This window comes from Paenibacillus sp. 01T47, assembly GCF_056398245.1.
The window spans coordinates 493,727-505,607 of sequence record NZ_JBFTPA010000002.1 but is presented as its reverse complement, the minus strand read 5'-3'; the positions used below and the strand labels follow the sequence as shown (position 1 = coordinate 505,607).

The 11,881-nt window shown below is 41.9% G+C and carries 13 protein-coding genes; 9 read left to right on the top strand and 4 right to left on the bottom strand.

The features are described 5' to 3' along the window. The first annotated feature begins 4 nt into the window (after nucleotides 1-4). Nucleotides 5-1,180 carry a Ger(x)C family spore germination protein gene (locus tag AC1DOV_RS06355; protein WP_477549462.1) on the top strand — a complete coding sequence of 392 codons (1,176 nt, stop codon included), beginning with the start codon at nucleotides 5-7 and terminating at the stop codon, nucleotides 1,178-1,180. An 18-nt stretch (nucleotides 1,181-1,198) separates the two neighbouring features. Here AC1DOV_RS06355 and AC1DOV_RS06350 read toward each other — a convergent pair whose 3' ends face one another. Beyond that, the gene (locus AC1DOV_RS06350) at nucleotides 1,199-1,972 is read right to left on the bottom strand and encodes an IclR family transcriptional regulator (protein ID WP_477509679.1); all 774 of its coding nucleotides are present in this window, start codon (nucleotides 1,970-1,972) and stop codon (nucleotides 1,199-1,201) included. 384 nt (nucleotides 1,973-2,356) lie between these two features. Here AC1DOV_RS06350 and AC1DOV_RS06345 point away from each other — a divergent pair, with 384 nt between their 5' ends. From AC1DOV_RS06345 to AC1DOV_RS06320, 6 genes are all read left to right on the top strand, one after another. Then, nucleotides 2,357-3,451, top strand: coding sequence for an alpha/beta hydrolase (locus AC1DOV_RS06345; protein WP_477549603.1), 1,095 nt, complete (start codon nucleotides 2,357-2,359; stop codon nucleotides 3,449-3,451). Between the two features lie 181 nt (nucleotides 3,452-3,632). Further along, on the top strand, nucleotides 3,633-4,010 hold the full coding sequence (locus tag AC1DOV_RS06340) for a hypothetical protein (RefSeq protein ID WP_477549461.1): 378 nt from the start codon (nucleotides 3,633-3,635) through the stop codon (nucleotides 4,008-4,010). Continuing rightward, complete coding sequence (locus AC1DOV_RS06335; RefSeq protein WP_477549460.1) at nucleotides 4,007-5,347, top strand: right-handed parallel beta-helix repeat-containing protein; 1,341 nt, start codon at nucleotides 4,007-4,009, stop codon at nucleotides 5,345-5,347. The genes AC1DOV_RS06340 and AC1DOV_RS06335 overlap by 4 nt, the downstream gene beginning before the upstream one ends. Then, nucleotides 5,344-5,913 carry a nitrous oxide reductase accessory protein NosL gene (locus AC1DOV_RS06330; protein ID WP_477549459.1) on the top strand — a complete coding sequence of 190 codons (570 nt, stop codon included), beginning with the start codon at nucleotides 5,344-5,346 and terminating at the stop codon, nucleotides 5,911-5,913. The genes AC1DOV_RS06335 and AC1DOV_RS06330 overlap by 4 nt, the downstream gene beginning before the upstream one ends. Further along, entirely contained in the window at nucleotides 5,910-6,731 is an 822-nt protein-coding gene (locus tag AC1DOV_RS06325) for an ABC transporter permease (RefSeq protein WP_477549458.1), read from the top strand. The genes AC1DOV_RS06330 and AC1DOV_RS06325 overlap by 4 nt, the downstream gene beginning before the upstream one ends. Continuing rightward, on the top strand, nucleotides 6,724-7,461 hold the full coding sequence (locus AC1DOV_RS06320) for an ABC transporter ATP-binding protein (RefSeq protein WP_339202946.1): 738 nt from the start codon (nucleotides 6,724-6,726) through the stop codon (nucleotides 7,459-7,461). The genes AC1DOV_RS06325 and AC1DOV_RS06320 overlap by 8 nt, the downstream gene beginning before the upstream one ends. A 66-nt stretch (nucleotides 7,462-7,527) precedes the next feature. On the opposite strand, the gene AC1DOV_RS06315 is transcribed toward AC1DOV_RS06320, so the two are convergent. Then, the gene (locus AC1DOV_RS06315; protein ID WP_477549457.1) at nucleotides 7,528-8,019 is read right to left on the bottom strand and encodes a FixH family protein; all 492 of its coding nucleotides are present in this window, start codon (nucleotides 8,017-8,019) and stop codon (nucleotides 7,528-7,530) included. 19 nt (nucleotides 8,020-8,038) lie between these two features. Next, nucleotides 8,039-9,454 (bottom strand): PepSY-associated TM helix domain-containing protein, encoded by a 1,416-nt coding sequence (locus AC1DOV_RS06310; RefSeq protein WP_477549456.1) that lies wholly within the window; start codon nucleotides 9,452-9,454, stop codon nucleotides 8,039-8,041. Nucleotides 9,455-9,698: 244 nt separating this feature from the next. On the opposite strand from AC1DOV_RS06310, the gene AC1DOV_RS06305 reads away from it, so the two are divergent. Together AC1DOV_RS06305 and AC1DOV_RS06300 are read left to right on the top strand one after the other, a co-directional pair. Continuing rightward, the gene (locus AC1DOV_RS06305; protein WP_477549455.1) at nucleotides 9,699-10,757 is read left to right on the top strand and encodes an LLM class flavin-dependent oxidoreductase; all 1,059 of its coding nucleotides are present in this window, start codon (nucleotides 9,699-9,701) and stop codon (nucleotides 10,755-10,757) included. 15 nt (nucleotides 10,758-10,772) lie between these two features. Continuing rightward, complete coding sequence (locus tag AC1DOV_RS06300) at nucleotides 10,773-11,339, top strand: NADPH-dependent FMN reductase (RefSeq protein ID WP_441875151.1); 567 nt, start codon at nucleotides 10,773-10,775, stop codon at nucleotides 11,337-11,339. Between the two features lie 77 nt (nucleotides 11,340-11,416). Here AC1DOV_RS06300 and AC1DOV_RS06295 read toward each other — a convergent pair whose 3' ends face one another. Next, nucleotides 11,417-11,764 carry a winged helix-turn-helix transcriptional regulator gene (locus AC1DOV_RS06295; protein WP_076265647.1) on the bottom strand — a complete coding sequence of 116 codons (348 nt, stop codon included), beginning with the start codon at nucleotides 11,762-11,764 and terminating at the stop codon, nucleotides 11,417-11,419. Nucleotides 11,765-11,881: the final 117 nt, after the last annotated feature.

The window sequence follows — 11,881 nt, the reverse complement described above, 5'->3', positions numbered from 1 at the left end:
AGAAATGATGCGTAATTTACGATTGACTTTTGTTCTGATAGTCCTCTCGTTATGTATCTCAGGCTGTGCTTCAGATGTTAAGGATATTGAGAAATTGAATTATGCATCGGCAATTGGCGTGGACTACAAGGATGGAAAATATCACGGTTATATCCAGTTTGTTGATTTTCAATCGATCGCTAAATCGACTGAAGGAAAGAAGCAAACAGCGAAAATTTGGGTGGGCGAGGGGGTAGGAAGCTCTTTTGAAGAGTCCTTCTTTGCTCTATATCAAACCGCACAAGAACGAATTTATTGGGGGCATTTGACTTCTGTTATCGTGAGTGAAGCGGCTTTCAAAAGAGGATTTGGAGAAATCTACGATAGTATTGTTCGATATTATGAATTTCGTTTAACGCCTTGGGTATTCGGGACAAGAGAATCGGTAAAGGATATTCTCAGCACAGGTGGTTTTCTAGGACAGTCTCCGCTGAGCACCATTCTCCATGAACCGGAAGGAATTTATGCTCAAAGCTCTACTATAAAACCGATTAAGCTCCACCGATTAATCGGAGAGATATATGAACCTGGCTATACTTCTTGTATTCCAGTACTAGCTGTAAACAACAAACAATGGAAGGAAAAAAACCAAAACGAGCCCAAACTGATGATTGATGGGGCTATATTTCTCAAAAACGAAGCTTATCAAAGCTACATCCCATTAAAAAAACTGTCTGGACTGCGCTGGATGCAACAGGGGACAATTCGTGCAGGTGTATCTGTACCTAAAAATACGCAGGAAACCGTTCAAATTGTTGTAGAAAATCCTAAAACCAAGTTGAAGCTTGTAAGTGCGGAAGGAAAACCTAAATATAATATTGAGATAAAAGCGAAAGCTTATATCGTAAGCCAGACCAAGAACAGCTTTCTTGGGATGAAGCAATTAACTGACGAGACGAAAAAAACAATCGATCAAGAAATTGTTGAGTTATACCGTACAGGAAAAGAGACGAAGACAGATGTCTTAAATCTTGAACATGATTTATATCGACACCATTACCGTCAGTGGAAAGCTAGCTCTCCGGCTGGGGAACTGCTGTTAAAAGAAAATCCAATTAATGAAGTCAAAATTGACTTGAATATTGTACATTCGAGTTCTGAAAAGTATTCCGTTTCAAACCATAAAGACCCTTCGAAATAATACAAAGCGATGCTGTGTTCATTTCAAATAACCAAACTGCCGTGAAATTTCTTTAGCCGTTTTTAAGACTTTATTCGTATAGGAGATAATTCGATTTTCATCCATACGATGTATGGAGCTAATTAAAGTAAGTGCGGAAATAACCTGACCGTTCGAGTCTCGAATTGGAGATGAAATGGAAACTAAGTTTTCGTTGAATTCCCCAATTACGACGCAATAATCCTGTTTCCGAATTCGTTTCAGTTCCTCTTTCAACAGGGAGGGGTCAGTAATTGTTTTTGAAGTAAACTTGCTAAGAGGTTGGTTCAACATTTTGTTCATTTCAAGCTCATTTTGAAAGGCTAAAAGCATTTTTCCGGAACTCGTGCAATGAAGCGGATTTCTCCCTCCCACAAAAGAACCAATGTCTTTTTTACTTAAACCCTCTCTTTGATAAATATAAGCTACTTCATTTTCCTCCAATACAGCTATTCGGAGTGCTTCGGAGGTTTCTTGCGCGAGACGCTCAATGAAGGGGCTTGCTGCTTCAGCTAAGTCCTCAAAGGACATAACCATAACATGATATAACGATACGATGCGTTGGCCAAGTCTGTATTTATGAGAAACTGGATCTTGAAAAACAAAACCTTCGCTCAGCAAGGTAGACAGCAGGCGGCTGGTTGTGCTTTTACCTAGACCTAATTCTTTGGCCAGCTCCGTTAGTCTTTTATCAGGCGTTTGCACAGTAAACAATTTTAATAAACGTAGTGCGTTTTTAACAGAAGAGAGCGTCTGCGGATTTGTATTCGGCACGAGTTGAAACCCCATTCTCCGATTTATATTTTAATTTTATAATTCCGTATACAGGAACAATTACATTGTTTGCGTCGACTTTGCTTATTATTATACATACATAAGAGCTCTTATCCAATCACGTTTTTTGAAGGAGGAGTAGTTGACGAGTGGAACAATTTTGATTTTGAAATCAGACTCAATCATGATTTGATAACGCTTACAAATTTGCGTGTGGAACGAACGTTTGAATGAACTGCTTGATAAAATTAAACAGACCATAGCGTGAGTCTGCACTATGAGGGAATGAACAAAGCTGAGCAGTAAAATGGAATATGAAAGCGCTATATATTTAAATGTTTTCGTATGTGTAAACAAGAAAAGGGAGCTGAAAAAATCATGGTTATGGATGAAGAGTACAAAAAATTAGTTTCTTTGATGGAACAACGAGTTGAGGTCAATAAGCATAAAGGGCTTGATATTGTCATTAAAAAAATTCCGGATTCCGATGTAGAAGGGGATCTGGACCCAAGGGTGATGAATGTTACTTTGGATATGCTGAAGGCGATGGCTTCCGGACCCCAGATGGATTTTGGTTCACTCGCTGCGGATAACATCGGTCAACTCAGAGCTATGATGGGATGGCCAAACGTAGATGTTACCGTTACCGAAATTGAAACCGAACATAAAACGATTGATGGCAAACACGGTCCGATTCCGATCCGTATCTATTCGCCGCAAAAGAGCGGGCCTATGCCTGCAATTGTGTTTTTCCATGGTGGAGGGTTTATTGGAGGTTCTGTAGATAGTGTTGAAAACCCGTGCAAGTGTTTGGCAGAAAAAGCAGGGGCTGTTGTGGTGAACATTGACTACCGCTTAGCGCCGGAGAATCCTTATCCTGCCGGACTTACCGATTGTTTTGATGCGGTCAAATGGGTATATGAGCATGCAGCTGAAATCAATGTCAACCCGGAACAAATTGGAGTGGCAGGCGACAGTGCAGGCGGGAATTTGTCAGCCGTGTGCTCTCTAATGGATAGGGATTTAGGAACCGGTATGATTAAATATCAGGCGTTGCTCTACCCTACGGTTAGCATGAGCGGCGTTGCTACCGATGATTTTGAATGGAATTTGGAAGAGTATACCGTTAACCACAACCACGAACTTATTCAGGGAATCATACGAGCATTAGGCAGTTCTACGGGGCTTGAGAACATTTATTTGGATGGAAATACTAAAGTAACCGATCCTTATGTATCACCGTTGTTAGCAGACGATTTGTGCGGTTTGCCAGCAACCCTTATTATTGAAGCGGAATATGATTATCTGAGATTGGAAGGCGAGGCTTATGCCAGAAAATTAATCAGATCAGGTGTCAAGACGAAGATGATCAGATACAACGGTGTAGACCATGCTTTTATGGACAAAATAGGGCTATATCCGCAAGCGGAAGATTGTATGAACGAAATCGCAAAAGGATTAAAAGAATTGTTTGCTTAACAAATGATGCCCGTAACCTTATGTAGAGGCTGTTTCAAAAGTAGAACTAATTACTTTTGTAGCAGCTTTTTTTGTTTTGTGAACAGATGTTTATGCACTATAGATGACTCTTTCGAGTCATTTGGTTAAAAGTATACGTTGTTAAAATAAGAGAAGTACTTTTAGGAGAGTAGGTGAACCATTGCGAAAAATAATTATAGCAGCGGGGTTATTGTGTTTCATTCTAGTTTGTTTAGCAGCTTGCTCTGCTTCGGCTCCAGTGACAAACGACCCTGCAGCCATTGAGGTGGACTTGAGGACAAAACCTGACAAGCCAGTATCAGGCTCGCCGATAGAACTTATGGCAGATTTCAAGGGAGCTGAGCTTACCGATTCCTCAGGGATGACATTTGAAGTCCGCGTGAAAGAGGAGCCTGTGTTTTTTGAGGCAAAAAAGGAAGGACAAAATGTATTTAGCGGCACGTACACATTTCCAGAGCCGGGTACATACGAGGTCTATATGCATCTGTATACCGACGATATCCATGTGACGAAAAAGAAGCAGGTAGAGGTGCAATGAGAGCAGCTGTACAGAAATTAATGTTTGGTTTAATTGTGGCAATGCTGCCTATTTTGATTGGGGCAAGCAGTGTAAAGGCTGAAACAACGGCGAAATCGTTGCAGATGTTGATTAATGAGGCCCAGGCAGGCGATATTCTGCTGCTTTCTTCAGGAACATATGAAGGCCCCATAATGATTGATAAACCGTTACAACTGGCAGCAGAGTCTGGGGCAGAGGTTACGATTAAAAATACTTCTGAAAAATCAGCCATACAAATAAAGGCTAACAACGTTTCTATCACTGGAATTAACATTTTGGATGAGATGATTAAGAGAGACCCTACTATTTTAGTGCAAGCGAATGGCGTTTTACTGGATGGTTTACAAATACACACTGGCTCCTTTGGTATCAAGATGAGGAAAGCAAATAACGGTGAAGTTCGAAACACAAGAATTGATTGGGTTGGCGTAGCTCAGAATCGTCCATTGAAACTATCTGACAAAGGAAATGGAATAGATCTGTATGAGTCGAATGGGAATAACTTCAATGGAAATATGATTTCTTCTATGCACGATGGTATTTATATGGAGAACAGCGATGATAATTTAATTGAAAATAATCATTTTGAGCTGCTGCGTTATGGTGTGCATTGCATGTATACCAAAGGGACGGTCATTCGCAAAAATTACGGCAATCTGAACATTACTGGAGCAATGATTATGGCTGTTCGTGATGTCGAGGTTTCTGGAAACCGATTCAATAAACAAAGTGAAAGTGTTAATTCCCAAGGCATTTTATTGTTTGACGCACATGATACATCAATCATAGGCAATCATGTCGAGGGAAACCGCGTCGGGCTTTATGTAGAACAATCCACGCAAAACAAAATAGAAGACAATGCTGTAATCGGTAATTTTATTGGGGTACAACTGCTAGATGCTAAAGATAATGTGATCACTAAAAATCAGTTTGTAGGTAATGTGGCAAGCGCAGAAGCAAAAAATAGTATTGGCAATGCGCTAGACGGTAACTACTGGGATTCTTTCCAAGGCATTGATACGGATGGCGATGGCAGAAGTGAAATAGCCTATGCATTAAATCCTTTTTTTCAAAGTCTTGTTAAAGCGAAGCCAGGTTTTCAATTGTTTTTTCAGTCGCCAGGTATGATCTTTCTCGAAGATCTCTATCAGTCGGATAGACAGCTCTGGTCAACAGACTTTTCCCCGTTGATGCAGCCAAATGGGAAACTGAATGCTATATTACCGACACAAACGCTGCTGCATTCTGCATTAGTTGGCAGTGGACTTTTGATTTTGGCGTTTTTTATCATTTATATGGGGGTAAGAAAAAGATGAAAACGGGACGATTAGGTGCAGCACTTTTTTTAATTGTTATTTTGATGCTGGCAAGCGCTTGTGGAGCCAAGGAATACAAGCCGCAAGCAATTAACGAAGAAACGGATAAATGCGTCATCTGCAATATGGCAGTAAAGGATGATCCTTACGCAACCCAAATCATAACGAAGGACGGTCAGTCTTTAAAATTTGATGATATTGGATGCATGAATAAGTGGAAAGTTGAGAACGGAACCGAAACATTAGGTGCAGAGTTTGTTAGAGATCATAATAGCGGAGATTGGGTTAAATATGAGAAAGCTTATTATGCTTACGATGCTGAGTATATTACTCCAATGGCTTATGGCGTTATTGCCTTTGAGGATAAAGCGTCCGCTCAATCTTACATCGACGAGCAAGGAAAGGGACAGCTGCTTAGCTCGGATGAGCTTGCTCATCATAAATGGGAAGTTAACCGAGAAATGATGGATATGGAAGACATGGAGAAGCACAATGAAAGCATGCATTCCGATGGAAGCAAAGATGAGATGGACATGGGCCATGAAACGGAAGGTAACCAGTCGTGATTCAGACGATTCATTTTGCAATAAGGGAATTGAAGTTAGGGTTTCGCAATCCGTGGGCCTATTCTTTTATGGGTCTTTTTGCATTATTTATGCTCTGCCTGCTCTTAATTAACGCGCAAGGTTATGTTCAGGGCTATTCTGGCATTACCGGAACAACGCTTAATCTAGTCTTATATTTATTGCCATTGATGTCCCTGCTGCTCGGCTCGTTCTCTTTGACCGCAGAGAAGGAGGAGGGTAGCTGGGAGCTATTATCGACATATCCCATCAGCACCTGGTCATTTATGCTCGGAAAATACTTAGGGCTTGCAGTTGTGCTGCTAGTTATCGTTTTTGTAGGTTTTGGCGCTGCGGGTCTTCTTGGTTTAGCCGCTGGATCAGGCTTTGGATTGCAGACATATGTGCAGCTGCTATCCTTTTCCGCCAGCATTGCTTTGTTTTTTCTTGCCATTGCTCTGCTCATAGGTACACTCGCGAAAAATCGCTGGCAAGCTTTAACGATTGGTGTAGCCATTTGGTTTTTTGCCATTATCGGCTGGCCTCCATTGCTTATTTCTGTCCTTGGTTTCATGCCATATCCCGTTATCAAGCCAGCAGTTACTGTACTCACATTTGTTAATCCGGCAGAGCTTTCCAGGCTTTTTACAGTAGTGAAGCTTGGCGGGGGAGCCATAGTAGGTCCGGAATATTATGAATGGATTAAATGGATCAAGCAGCCTGCGGGGAGTATAGGTTTCGCTTTTACAGCTGTTCTATGGATAGGATGCGTGATCACAGCTGCACAGTTCATTTGGGAGAGGAGGCGATCACGTGCCTGATCCTTTAGTGAAGCTTGAAGGCGTCAAGAAATCAATAAAGAAGCAAGTCGTCATTAATGCGCTTGATTTGAACGTGGAACGAGGTCAAATTTTGGCTTTGTGCGGAGGAAATGGCGCAGGCAAAAGTACGATTTTAAGAATGATCGCAGGTATATCACAGCCTGACAGCGGTATTATTGCTGTTCAAGGCTTGCGTTGGAAAGAGGATCGCAAGCGTTATGCTGAGCTTATAGGTTACATGCCGGATGATTTTCGGTTTGGTACTGGATTAACAGCTTATGAAACACTTGCGTTTTGGGCATCGCTGCGAGGGGTACCAAAACTAAGAGTACTGAAAGTGCTGGAGGAAGTAGGCCTTGCGGATACTGGGAAAAAATCAGTATCCTCCTTCTCGAAAGGAATGCGACAACGTGTATTGTTTGCACAGGCTTTATTGGCCAAGCCGCCCATTGTATTGATGGATGAGCCTACTAATGGTCTCGATCCATACTGGATTGAAACCTTCGTACGTATGGTGAAAGAAATCGCAGCGAATGGCCAAACTGTTATTTTTTCAACCCATCAACTTCATGTGGCAGAGGCGCTTGCTAACCGAATTGCTCTGTTAAGAGGCGGTCATATTGAGCTTGAAGGTTCTTCTGTACAGATTCGGGAGCAATTAGGCGCGAGAGGACTTCAGGATGCATTCGCAGAGTGGTTTGGATTAACGGGCAGCCTTAACGGATTTTAATTATTCCCTAATACACAAAACAAATCCCCCGACCTGTTTAGGCGGGGGATTTGTTGCATCTATTCTTTAATGATGATGTCCGCTCTCCACAGGTGCAGGTTCACCAGAATGTTGTGCGCTCTCCAGCATTGCTAGCTTTTCAATCGCATCCTTGCCAATCGCAAAGCGTTTGGCCGGCATAACCTGATCGTTTGCAAAATGAATGCGAGATTGGACAACATAAAGGCCTTCCTTGGCAATTGGATGCGTGACACTATATACGCCAGGCGACAATTGTTCTGCTTGTATGGTCACGGCGGAAGACTGGTCGTCTTCCTGCCAGATGATGAATTGTGCTTGATCTGCGTTTATCATCGGCTTACCGCTCTTAAGGACTTCTACGGAGAAATGGTTTGGTTTTTCAATTTCGATGTTCTCAGGCAAAAGAAGATTAACGGTTAGATGAGGCGGCAGACCGCTCTCGTCAACTTCAGCAGCTTTGGCAGTGCAGCTACATAACAATACGACAAGAAGAAGCGGCAATACCGACTTATACAAACGGCGGATGGTTACATTCATAAGTACATTCTCCTTAAGCTTAGACCGAGAACCAGTGCCGTAGCGACTTTATTCTGCGGAGGATGAATAGATCGAGGACAAGAACAACGAGAATCGATAAGCCAACTAAGGGCATTAAAGCGCCGCATGCCAACATGATGATCAGTACGCCAATCGTTATTTTTCTGCTCTTTGGTTTGGCTGGAGCGCCAAGTTTGCCTTCAGGCTTACGCTTGCGCCACATTACATAAGAGCTTATGGCTACCAGGATAAGTCCCATGCAGGCAATTAATCCAAGCAGCTGATTGGCTAAGCCAAATAGGGTGCCTTCATGAAAAGCGATGCCATATGAAATCGCTTTGGCCATAATACCATAATCTGCAAAGCGTACATCTGTCAGTACTGCTCCGCTATATTGATCGATGTGAAGCGTTGCATCCTTACCCGGTGTGGGATGCGATGTGGATACAGTAAAAACACCGCTTTCTCCTATAGGGATTGTAATCGTGTAGGGTTTCAGAACATGACGCTGATCAGCAATAGCTTCCATTTCATTTATGCTTAAAGGTACATAACCCCCTAGTACAGAAGCAGGAACGGGTAAACTTTCTGCTGCCCAAGGCAAATCCTCGGCAATATCTTTGGCGACCGTAACGGATTCAGGTTTTGCGCTAAAGATGGAAGCGAAGGGAGGCGTATTCGTGTTCGTTGAATTAGCCAGCTTATCGATTTGTCCACCCATAATCCCAGACCATGGCAGTCCTCCAGCTATAATGACTAACAAAACGAGGGATATCCAAAATGCAGGAACCGCATGCAAATCTCTCCAGAAAATACGGCTTCCGGGTTTACTGAGCCTTGGAAGAATAGTTCCCCATATGGCAGCTTTATTGCGAGGCCACCAAAGGAATAAACCGGTCAATAACATGATGATCGCCCAGCATGCTGCAAGTTCTACAAGCCGGTTGGCAAAGGTACCGCCTATAACTAGCTCGCTGTGCATTTTTTTGAAAAAAGCGGAAAATGTTTTGTCACTGTTCATCATGCCAAGTACATTGCCAGTGTAAGGATCCACGTACATCGTTGTGGAGGTTCCATTCCGGCTTACCGCCATTTTGTAGCTTGATTTAGGATCATCGTCGAGCGTAATAGACGATACTATAGTGCCTGGATAAGCTTTTGTTGTTTTTTCAATAATTCCCTCAGGCGGCATCTTGGTTGTTCCAACTTCACGAACAGTAAGCATATCTTTGTACAAATATCCCTCGATTTGCGGTTTGAATAAATAGACGGAGCCGCTGAATGCTAAAACGATCAAGAAGGGTGCAAAAATAATACCTGCGTAAAAATGCCATCTCCAAACAGACTGATAAATGGCTTGGCGTATTCCTGTTGATGCGCGTTTTTTCATCCCGGGTTCAGATGTGTTTAATTTTTCTACTGGCATATTGCTCATAAAACGTTACCCCGTTCCTGTAATAATAAAATCTCATTTATTATAACGTCATGAAGGATAACATCGGATGACTCGATAGAGCTATCATTTCAAATCTAAAAAAGGTGTAAATATCACAATAGTATACTTTTAGATACCCTGTTCCTCGAAAGTACGTACTTCCATTACCTATTTAAAAGAGTAATAATAGGGTCATAACAAAAAGTAATTAACTTAAATTAGATAAGAGAGAGGTTGATATATAGTGGAAAAATATCGTATTGATCAAAGCAAAGGAATAGAGTTTGGGCTTTACTCTCTAGGGGATCATTTGCCCAACCCGCATACGGGTGAGCGGATCTCTGCACAGCAGCGCATTAAAGAAATCATTGAAGCGGCCAAATTATCTGAACAAGCAGGTTTTGATGTGTTCAGCGTTGGTGAAAGTCATCAGGAATACTTTGTATCCCAAGCCCATGCCGTTATTCTTAGCGCTATTGCTCAGGCGACAGATAAAATTAAAATATCAAGCTCAGCGTCGATTATAAGCACTTCCGATCCCGTTCGTGTCTATGAAGACTTTGCGACGATCGATTTGATATCGAGTGGACGAGCAGAAATCGTGGCTGGCAGAGCATCACGAATCGGATTGTTTCAATTGCTTGGGTATGATCTTCGTGATTATGAAGAGCTGTATGAAGAGAAATTCGAGCTGTTAAATGTAATCAATAATCAGGAGACGGTTACATGGAATGGACAATTTCGTGCTCCTCTTAACGATGCAAAAATATTGCCGCGGCCGTTAAACGGCTCTTTGCCGATATGGCGTGCAGTAGGCGGATCGCCAGCAAGTGCGATAAAAGCTGGAATGGCAGGAGTGCCAATGATGCTGGCGACATTAGCAGGACCGTCATCAAGCTTTAAATTATCTGTTGACGCCTACCGAAGAGCTGCTGAACAAAGTGGTTTTGACCCAGCAGCGCTGCCAGTTGCAACCACTAGCTTGTTTTATGTAGCGGAGACCTCACAGCAAGCGATGAAGGAAGCTTACCCTCATGTTAACAAAGGTATGGAATTTTCTAACGGACGCGGTTTTCCGAAGCAGCATTTTGCTCAAGGTGCCGATACCCGCAATGCTTTGATGGTCGGAAGTCCTCAAGAAATTATTGAAAAAATACTATATCAATATGAGCTATTTGGTCACCAGCGTTTTCTCGCTCAAATCGAATTTGGCGGCGTATCATTTGAAAAAATCATGGAGATGATTGAAACCATTGGCACTGTTATTTTACCCGCAATAAAAAAATATACAGCAGCGAAATAATAGGAGGGATTCATTATGAAAATCGTTGGTTTGTCGGGATCAATCGTGGGCTCAAAAACAAGAACAGCAATGAATTACACTTTGGAATCGGTCAAAAAGCAATACCCTGAAGCGGAAGTGACGTTAATTGATTTGGCCGATTATACGATTCAATTCAGCGATGGTCGAAATTACTTGGAATATGAAGGAGATACGGGCTACGTTACGAAAACCATTATGGATGCAGATGCCATTATTATTGGGACACCCGTCTTTCAAGCTTCCATTCCAGCTACTTTAAAAAATATTTTTGATTTGCTGCCCGTTAATGCTTTTCGCGATAAAATTGTGAGTATGCTTGTAACAGCGGGGTCATCCAAGCACTATTTAATTGCAGAACAACAATTGAAGCCAATTTTAGCTTATATGAAAGCTCAGATCGTGCAAACCTATGTGTTTATTGAAGAGAAGGACTTTCAACGGAAAGAAATTGCGAATGACGATGTTATTTTTCGAATTGAACGTTTGGTGGAGGATACCGTTGTATTGACCGAAACATTTACCAAGATTCGTGAACAGAAAGAAGAAAAGTACGATTTCTAAGACAACTGCTTGAAGACGTTGCAGTCCCGCTGTGCCATAGAGTAAAAAGATGAACTGAAGAGTTCATCTTTTTTTACTTAAAGGCTAGTTTGATTCTTTTTTTGCATTTTATACAAGGTGTGCTTGGTGCCCCATTCGTGCATAATATCGAGAACAGGTTCTATGCTCTTGCCGTATTCCGTTATGGAATATTCTACTTTTGGCGGTACTTGAGCATATACTTTTCGAGAGATGATGTCCTCTTCTTCGAGCTCACGCAGCTGTTGGGTTAACATTTTCTGCGTTATTCCTGGTAGATTTCGTTTCAACTCACTGAATCTGTTTGTGCCTGAATGCATAAGATGCAACAAAATGAGGGGCTTCCATTTGCCTACTAAGATACTAAGGGCATCATCTACATTACATAACTCGGGCTGCTTGTCCATTTCGTTTCGTTCCACCTTACAGTATTTTTGTATACTATAGTACATGTAAGCTTGTACTTACTATGATTGATTTCATTATTCATATTAGCATCATAAAGTGTGATTAGAAAGCGATCG

Bases quoted from the DNA above. Each gene is read 5' to 3' on its own strand.
- AC1DOV_RS06330 (WP_477549459.1), top strand. From the start codon at position 5,344: ATGAAAACGGGACGATTAGGTGCAGCACTTTTTTTAATTGTTATTTTG.
- AC1DOV_RS06295 (WP_076265647.1), bottom strand. From the start codon at position 11,764: ATGGACAAGCAGCCCGAGTTATGTAATGTAGATGATGCCCTTAGTATC.
- AC1DOV_RS06355 (WP_477549462.1), top strand. From the start codon at position 5: ATGATGCGTAATTTACGATTGACTTTTGTTCTGATAGTCCTCTCGTTA.
- AC1DOV_RS06315 (WP_477549457.1), bottom strand. From the start codon at position 8,019: ATGAATGTAACCATCCGCCGTTTGTATAAGTCGGTATTGCCGCTTCTT.
- AC1DOV_RS06310 (WP_477549456.1), bottom strand. From the start codon at position 9,454: ATGAGCAATATGCCAGTAGAAAAATTAAACACATCTGAACCCGGGATG.
- AC1DOV_RS06335 (WP_477549460.1), top strand. From the start codon at position 4,007: ATGAGAGCAGCTGTACAGAAATTAATGTTTGGTTTAATTGTGGCAATG.
- AC1DOV_RS06345 (WP_477549603.1), top strand. From the start codon at position 2,357: ATGGATGAAGAGTACAAAAAATTAGTTTCTTTGATGGAACAACGAGTT.
- AC1DOV_RS06300 (WP_441875151.1), top strand. From the start codon at position 10,773: ATGAAAATCGTTGGTTTGTCGGGATCAATCGTGGGCTCAAAAACAAGA.